Genomic DNA, 8,018 nt, shown 5'->3' on the forward strand with positions numbered 1-8,018 from the left:
CGACCCTGTATTCGCGGAGTACTATGCCAAAAAGAAAGCGGAGCCGAAAGAGTTTGCCGAAAAACGTGCCCTTGCTCTTACAGCCCGTAAATTAGTGCGATTGGTCTTTTATCTGCTGAAGACGAATCGACTTTACGACCGGAAAGGAGGAATCCGACAACACATGTAAGACATAACTCTTTCATCCAATTCCACCAGTTCCTTGGATTTTGAGGAAATATTTTGAATTCAAGGTAGGGTGGGCTTAGTTTGGTATTGCCTTTTTTTGGTTCACCCCCCAAAAAAGCAGCTTTCGACAAAATATTATGTTAACTTAGGGGCTTGACATCATACCGCTGCTCTATATTTGTGAATTTTGGTCTCCGCCCATCTATTTTCTCATTCTTACTTTAAATAAGCAAGACAAGAGCTATTTCTTCTGTAGTATGCCCATCTATTTTACGGGAGCAATCTTTTTGCCCAAAATGTATAATGTAAAGTAATAAGAGGTTTCCATGCGAGGGGAGAAGGTAATGAGATTACTTGTACACTGGATAATTTCTGCGATTTCGCTTCTTATTGTGGCCTGGATTTTTCCAAAGATTTGGTTTGACCATGTTTCGACCGCTTTTTTGGCAGCAATCGTGTTAGGGCTGATTAATACATTTATCCGTCCGGTCCTCCAATTTTTAGCGCTCCCTATTACTTTTCTGACGGTTGGAATTTTCGCGCTTGTGATTAACGCCGCTATGCTTGAACTCTCCAGCCACATTGTCCCCGGTTTTCATGTAGAGGGATTTGGAAACGCCTTTTTTGGTTCGATTGCGCTTTGGATTATAAGCGGTATCCTGCATGCTTTTTTGGTAGATAAGAAAGTATAACTTTCGTTATCTACCTAAGCGCAACTAAGGCCATCGCCAGCGCCTCTGGCTTGGCGATGGCCAAATTTTCTTTAATAATCGATTAGGAAACTTTTGTTGCCGAAAGTGGAAAGCAGAACAATATGATGGGCAAACAACTATTTTTCCGCAGGATGACCCAAATTAGACGGATGCACATATAGTATAGTGTCTAAAAATGTTAGGATGAAACGAGGGATATTATGGAAAAAAAGGAGATTGCCCTTCAGCCAAGTTACGCGCCATACCCGATTCAACCGGTAACGTACGTCGATGAACGCCAGATAAATCCGGCCTTGCCGTTGCTTTTTCTTACCCCTTTCCTCTTAAGCGGTTTGGCCGGCGGACCGTACGGAGGGTATGGTCCGGGACCAGGCCCTTTTTATGGCGGATACGGTGGCTACCCGGGTTATGGCGGCTATCCGGGAGGTTTTTACGGAGGTTATCCATCGTATTCGGGTGTATACCCTCCGGTAATATAACGATTTCCACTCAGCGCGGCAGGTAAAACTAAAAAAAGTTCGCAGTCACTATAAAGTGATGCGGACTTTTTTCGATTAATAGACTAGATTTGGCTGATTAGTTAGTAGATAAAGCAAGCATGTCAGCCATATCTTCCTGTGCTGTGCCGATGAGTTTAAGGTTGAAAGCTTCTTGCAGGACATTTAATACACCAGGCGTAATAAATTCAGGCGGTTTAGGCCCGATGCGAATATCTTTAATACCCAGGCTGAATAATCCGAGAAGAATAGCGACTGCTTTTTGTTCAAACCAGGACAATACGATGCTCACAGGCAATTCGTTAACTTCACAACCGAAAGCATCTGCCAGAGCCATGGCTATTTTTACAGTAGAACCGGAGTTGTTGCACTGGCCAAGGTCGATGTAGCGCGGAATACCTGTATCTGCAACCGTTCCATAGTCTACATCGTTAAAGCGGAATTTTCCGCAGGATGTCGTAAGAATGACCGTATCATTTGGCAGAGAAGTGGCTAATTCACGGTAATAGTCGCCGCCTTTGCCAGGTGCGTCACAACCGGCGATGACAAAGAAACGTTTGATTTTGCCCGCTTTTACCGCATTGATAATCTCAGGAGCCAGGCCGAGTACCGTTTCATGGTGGAATCCGGTGGTTAATGTTTGGTCGGATTCGATATGAGCCTCAGGTAAAGACAAAGCCTTTTCAATTAATGGAGTGAAATCATCGTTAACAATTTTTGTAACGCCTTCGAGTCCGGCTACTTCATAGGAGAAGAAGCGGTCCGCATAGGTTCCTTTAATCGGCATTACGCAGTTGGTTGTTGCCAGAATCGCACCCGGGAATTCTTCGAACAGGCGGCGCTGGTCGTACCATGCTTTCCCGATGTTACCTTTTAGATGCGGATATTTCTTTAATTCTGGATAGCCATGAGCCGGAAGCATTTCGGAGTGAGTATAGATGTTAATTCCTTTTCCTTCTGTTTGCTTTAACAATTCTTCTAAAGCAAACAGATTATGACCTGTGATGACAATAGACTTTCCTTCCACTTTATTTTGCGATACGGTGATAGGCTGCGGAATTCCAAGGCGGGATGTGTGAGCGCGATCAAGAAGATCCATCACTTTTACCGCTGCGGTTCCGACCTTCATCGCCATATCAATATGTTCCTGCATATTAAAATTAGAGTTGGTCAGAGTTAAGTATAGAGCTTCGTGAGTAATGGCATCCACATCAGGATCTGTATAACCGAGTTGTTTTGCGTGGGTAGCATACGCTGCGATTCCTTTTAAAGCAAAAATAATCGTATCCTGCAGACTTGCAATATCCTCGTTTTTCCCACACACGCCAATAACATTACATCCCCCACTTGGCGTTTGTTCACATTGATAACAAAACATCATTTGGCCTCCCTCAACATCATTATTTCAACATTTGTTATGTTGTAATCTATGCTTTAATCCTATAGGAACGGAAGGCAAAAAGATGTGAGGAATATCACACAGGAAAGACTTCTCTATTTTTTTCGGTGATATGTTCAATTTTTTGCAACAAATTAAAATGAAGGGCCAATTTATCCGCTTACGGTGGGCTCAAGAATCGTCAGCGTATTGTTGATCGTATTCAGATTTACCCGTGCACCAATGGGCAATGCGGCTTTATAATAACCATGGGCTGTTGTTAGATTGGTCATAAGAGGTTTGCCCAGAGGAACGATAAACTCGTTAATCAGATCCTCGTACGTTTTTCCGTAGGCAGGTGGACAGGCCGTACACTCGCCCATAATAATACCGAGACAATCCGCAAATTTTCCCGCTAATCGTAAATGATTGATATAGCGGTATACCGTATTGATAGGCTCATGGGTTTCTTCTATTAAAAGAATGTTTCCTGTCGTATCAATTTCGTACGGGGTGCCGAGCGTATCCACAAGTGCCGTAAGATTGCCGCCGACAAGGCGCCCTGTTACATTGCCACGAACTCTGCTTACAAGCGGGATGCCCGGGGGATTTGTAACGGCTCTTGGCGAAGTGATTGTGGCGACAGCGCTGAAAAATTGATTATAATTGTAGGCGGGAGTGGTAGCTCTAAAATCAATCAGCAGCAGGCTGTGGAACGTTAGTAAGTTGCTAAATTGGTAAAGTGCGTTTAATAAAGATGTGACATCGCTATAACCGGTTACGATTTTGGGATTGCGCCGGATGATTTCGTAGTCAAGATAAGGAAGAATCCCGGACACCCCGACGCCTCCCCTTGTTGGCAGAATCATTTTTACTTGTCTGTTTTCAAACATCGCCATCAAATCTGAAGCTCTTTGCCGGTCTGTGCCGGCCAGGAAACCGGTGCTGGCGTAGACAAAGCTGCCCAGTATTACGTTGAATCCAAAGCTTTGTAAGGTAGCAATTCTTGCATTAATCGTGGCTGCATCCAGAGGACTTCCCAGTGTAACTATTCCTATCGTATCCCCTGTTCGCAGAATAGGTGGTTTTATTACCATGAAACGATCCCCCCCGGGATAGACCAATAACTATCTTCTGTATATATATGGAGAAAAGTCGAATTGGTTCTTCCTGGGCGTATAAGAAAAGGAAAGTTTTTAAGTAAATAATTAAGTAGATGGAGGGGCTTTTGATGCGTTTTCTAATTGTAGGTGCGGGTGCAATCGGTGGATATTTTGGCGGGCGGCTTGTCCGAAAAGGTGAAGATGTAACGTTTCTTGTCCGCGCAAAAAAACGAAGGGAATTAGATGAAAAAGGATTGAGAATCCACAGTATACACGGTGATTTTGCCGCACCTGTCCATTCGATCAGTAACGGGGAGAAAGCGGGGGATTTCGATGTTATTATCATTGCGGTGAAAGCTTACCATTTGGCGCAGGTACTGGACGATATTCGGCCGTTTGTTGGAGAATCTACCATAATCTTGCCTTTGTTGAACGGATATCGGCATTTTTTACAATTGCAGCGCGTATTCGGCAAAGATAAAATTCTGGGCGGCCTTTGCTTTATTGAAACCACGCTAAATACAGAGGGGGAGATTGTTCAATCGAGTGTGCGGCACGACCTGGTATTTGGCGAGTGGGACGGCACGAAATCCGAACGCGTACTTTCTATTCTGGGGCATATGGAAAACGCCGGTTTTCATGTTATATTAAGTGAACATATACAGCAGGATATATGGCACAAATATATTTTTATCGCCTCTATGAGCGGAATTACATCTTTAATGGGTGCACCGGTTGGCTCGATTCTTGATAATGCGGCCGGGAAGCAAGTCTATAAAAAACTCATCTCCGAAGTGGCGTCGATTGCAAAGAAAATAGGGGCTCCTACGGTGGAAGATATAGAGAAACGCACGATGGAAACGACCGAAGCACTCAGTCCGTCCATGAAGTCTTCCATGCAGCGGGATGTAGAAAAGAAACTGCCTGTGGAGGCGGACCATCTCCATGGCGCTCTGCTGGAGCTGGCAGGTGAGGACGAAGATAAGGCGGAGAAATATCCGGTGTTATCCACGGTATACAGCCGTTTGAAAATTTACGAGCGCATGCTGCATGCAAAATAAGTCGGCGTTGGCTATCGTCAGCGCTTGCTGGCTGGCGGTAGCCATATTTCTTACCTAAACAGATGGTTCGGAAAGCAGCGTTTTCAAGAGTTCGCCCCAATTCTTCACCCGCTGGAATTGGGTGATTTTCCTGTTCCATGGTTTGTCAAAAACAATTTTTTTCTTCGCGGGCGATTTTACCAGGTTATGGGGACCGTCATCCACCAAAACATCACCGATGACGAGATCTTTCCGGTGTGTTAATATAAGATTTGGCTTAGGCAAAAAAGGGAGATTTTCTTCAATCCAGTTATATTTATCGATAAAAGCATAATATTCACTGGCTGATACAAAAACAATATCATAATAATCTTTTAATATTTTTATCCCTTCAATCGCACCTTCTTTTGCCGGGAGATTATAAAAAAATTTCGGTTCTTTGTTTATTTCTTCAAAAATTAACTGGCATAACTCAGGAGGCAGAATTTTTGACAAATCCCATTCGGTCCAATTCTCGCGGTCATACAGGACGCCGGTTTTTTCATGAATCCGCTGAATCCATGTTAAGGATTGTTCGACCGTAACGTCATCCATATCGAGTAAAAGTACTTTTTTATTAGCTTTAACCACTGCTTGCATTCTCCTTTTCCACACGGATAGACAACTTTAAATATAAGCGAAATGGAGCCAATCGTCAAAAAAAACTACGACAGCACAATTAACTAACAGGATTTTCCTGACGTTCGTCGAAGTAATAAGGGTCTGAGTTTCTCGTAGGAGTTGACCCTTCATGCTTCTCAAAAATCGATTGGGTGACGCGCCCAAAGTCTATTTCAAACCGGAATTTCAGAACTGCCCGCATTGCGAGAGGAAACTGCAGCGATCCCACACGGCATGGCACAAAAAAATTTCCACGTTGGACGGTGTCATCGACGCATGGAGCATGGCGTATACCTGCAAAAATCCGGATTGTCCGCATGCGGGCACTTCATACAAATCAGCCGAAGCCGAGATGCTGAGCATGAAGCATTCTTCGTATGGCTACGATGTTCTTTGTCTGGTCGGTGAATTGCGTTTTAAGCGGCATATGATGGTGAAAGAACTGGCCGATGCACTGAATGAACGTGGTGTGAAAACGAGCGAGCGTCATGCTCAAAATCTTTACGAACGGTATCAAGTCCTCCTGGCGGCCAGTCTCGATGACCATGTTCGCAAGGTACTGGCAGAGACGACGGAGCAAAACGGCGGAATCATCTTATCCATGGATGGCGTTCAGCCCGAGAAGGGTAACGAAACGCTGTATGTGCTGCGTGAAGTATTCAGCGGCACGGTACTCGCCGCGCAGAACATGAAAAGCGGAACGGCGGCGGAATTGCAAACGTTAATCAAACCGATTATCGAGCTCGGATTTCCTATCGTCGGCATCGTGAGCGACGGTCAGCATTCGATCCGCTTGGCTTTTGAAGACCTGCTGCCGGATGTTCCGTATCAATACTGCCAGTATCACTACTTGAAAGATATTGCGAAGCCGGTGGTGGACGCGGACCGTAAGCTCAAGACGGAGCTGAAGAAAAGCCTGCGAGGAATTCGGGACATCGAGCGTAAAATCGAAAAGGCGGAAAGCCGTGCTAAAGAGAACGTAAACGCCGCCGCAAGCGCATCCGAACATGAACAAGCTACCGCGCAAATGGCCGAAGCCGGCATTGCCAAGAAATACATCGCTGCCACTCGCGCGTTGCTGTTAGAGGACGGAGACCCACCGCTCGAGTTGCCCGGCATGCTGATCTATGAACGAGCACAAGCGATTCAAGCCTCACTCATCCGATGCTTGGATAAAAAAGGGGCCCTCGCTCCTCGAAGGTTTCGTCAGAATATTCAGCAAAACAGAACAGATGACCTCCATTTACGATGACGTGGCTCGGTGGCGAAAGCCGCTGGAGCATATTGCGGCTCTTTTGGAACCTGATACTGACAAAACCAGTGAAACGGTTCGCTGGGAAATGACAGCGCTGCTCGAATGGATGAAGCAAACGTATACGGAAGCCGATGACTCCGTCATGGTGGACAATGTGCTTCGATATACAAAAGGCTTCTGGGATGGCCTGTTTACCTGTTACGACGAGTATCACATTCCACGAACGAACAATGACCTGGAGCAGTTTTTTCGGCAGACGAAGGCTGACCATCGCCGTATCACCGGACTTCGCAATTGGAATACGTACATCCAGCGCAACGGGGAAATGATCGTGCTCATTAGCGATGCACTTGGTCAAGAACATCTCAAGGAACGCTTGCGCTCCGTCGACTACACATCCTACAAGGAGCGTAAAGCGGAGTGGGATTCCCGTTTGAGCGAAAATGTGGAGCGCAGACGCTTTAATCGAAACCCCGAAGCATATCTGGCCAAGTTGGAGCAAGAATGGGCAGAGACATGTTGTTAGTTGATTTTGCTGTCGTAGAAAAAAAACGCAGGATCAGAGAAACATTTGAAATGGCTGGGTAAGGTGGAAGAAGAACAGATAACCATTCAGGTGGACAACCATGAGATTATCACTCAAATGAAAATGATTAATTTAACGAAGGAAGAAATTCAGGTTGGCAAGTGTGTACAAGCTCTCATTAAACAACATCTTGAGCAAATCGTCTCCATTTTTTACAAGACAGTACTTGACGTACCTGAGCTTAAAGGAATCATTTTACGAAACAGCTCGATTGAACGTTTAAAACGTTGGAAAGTCATTTAGATGTGATTCATGAACATAGTAAAAACCCGGAGGAAAGCATTAGGGCAAAAAGATAAAGGGGTTAACTGCGCAAACCGCACAATATACGGCAGATGTAGGTAAATCAATTCAAGAAGTACATGCATCAGTGGAAAACGGAAAAAAATGAAAGACCTTGTCGATGTCATTGAGGAAATTGGTTTAGCCACACAAAAGGCCGCACAATCGGCAGAACTATTAAATCATGCGGCACAGAACGTATAAGCCCTTTTATGAATTAGCCGAGAACACTCGTGACTTACGTCATGAGATGAATTGGCTTCGGACAAGGCGTATCTTTTGACACATCAATTGTCCGACATATGTTGACTTGTCTATTAACAAAAAAACACTGAT

General features: G+C 44.9%; 9 protein-coding genes. 6 read left to right on the forward strand and 3 right to left on the reverse strand.

Annotated elements, in window-relative coordinates; genetic code table 11:
* Positions 1-512: 512 nt before the first annotated feature.
* Together H525_RS0114840 and H525_RS26525 are read left to right on the forward strand one after the other, a co-directional pair.
* Positions 513-860, forward strand: coding sequence for a phage holin family protein (locus H525_RS0114840; RefSeq protein WP_027416837.1), 348 nt, complete (start codon positions 513-515; stop codon positions 858-860).
* Positions 861-1,081: 221 nt separating this feature from the next.
* Positions 1,082-1,360, forward strand: coding sequence for a hypothetical protein (locus H525_RS26525; protein ID WP_051331068.1), 279 nt, complete (start codon positions 1,082-1,084; stop codon positions 1,358-1,360).
* Between the two features lie 97 nt (positions 1,361-1,457).
* On the opposite strand, the gene hcp is transcribed toward H525_RS26525, so the two are convergent.
* Both hcp and H525_RS0114855 read right to left on the reverse strand, forming a co-directional pair.
* Complete coding sequence (gene hcp / locus H525_RS0114850; protein WP_027416838.1) at positions 1,458-2,756, reverse strand: hydroxylamine reductase; 1,299 nt, start codon at positions 2,754-2,756, stop codon at positions 1,458-1,460.
* A 173-nt stretch (positions 2,757-2,929) separates the two neighbouring features.
* On the reverse strand, positions 2,930-3,853 hold the full coding sequence (locus H525_RS0114855; RefSeq protein ID WP_027416839.1) for a S66 peptidase family protein: 924 nt from the start codon (positions 3,851-3,853) through the stop codon (positions 2,930-2,932).
* A gap of 134 nt (positions 3,854-3,987) precedes the next feature.
* Between H525_RS0114855 and H525_RS0114860 the strand changes: the two genes are divergently transcribed.
* A complete protein-coding gene (locus H525_RS0114860) occupies positions 3,988-4,920 on the forward strand; it encodes a ketopantoate reductase family protein (protein WP_027416840.1) in 933 nt (310 codons plus the stop codon).
* Between the two features lie 54 nt (positions 4,921-4,974).
* Here H525_RS0114860 and H525_RS0114865 read toward each other — a convergent pair whose 3' ends face one another.
* On the reverse strand, positions 4,975-5,529 hold the full coding sequence (locus H525_RS0114865) for a 5' nucleotidase, NT5C type (protein ID WP_027416841.1): 555 nt from the start codon (positions 5,527-5,529) through the stop codon (positions 4,975-4,977).
* Between the two features lie 160 nt (positions 5,530-5,689).
* Here H525_RS0114865 and H525_RS0114870 point away from each other — a divergent pair, with 160 nt between their 5' ends.
* Genes H525_RS0114870 through H525_RS0114880 form a run of 3 tightly spaced genes read left to right on the forward strand, consistent with a single transcriptional unit; the run spans position 5,690 to position 7,643 of the window.
* Positions 5,690-6,811, forward strand: a complete 1,122-nt coding sequence (locus tag H525_RS0114870; protein WP_027416842.1) for a transposase — start codon at positions 5,690-5,692, stop codon at positions 6,809-6,811.
* Between the two features lies 1 nt (position 6,812).
* The gene (locus H525_RS0114875) at positions 6,813-7,340 is read left to right on the forward strand and encodes a transposase (protein WP_211237022.1); all 528 of its coding nucleotides are present in this window, start codon (positions 6,813-6,815) and stop codon (positions 7,338-7,340) included.
* 45 nt (positions 7,341-7,385) lie between these two features.
* On the forward strand, positions 7,386-7,643 hold the full coding sequence (locus H525_RS0114880) for a protoglobin domain-containing protein (protein ID WP_027416844.1): 258 nt from the start codon (positions 7,386-7,388) through the stop codon (positions 7,641-7,643).
* Positions 7,644-8,018 lie beyond the last annotated feature (375 nt).

This window comes from Aneurinibacillus terranovensis DSM 18919 (assembly GCF_000430625.1).
Classification (GTDB): domain Bacteria; phylum Bacillota; class Bacilli; order Aneurinibacillales; family Aneurinibacillaceae; genus Aneurinibacillus_B; species Aneurinibacillus_B terranovensis.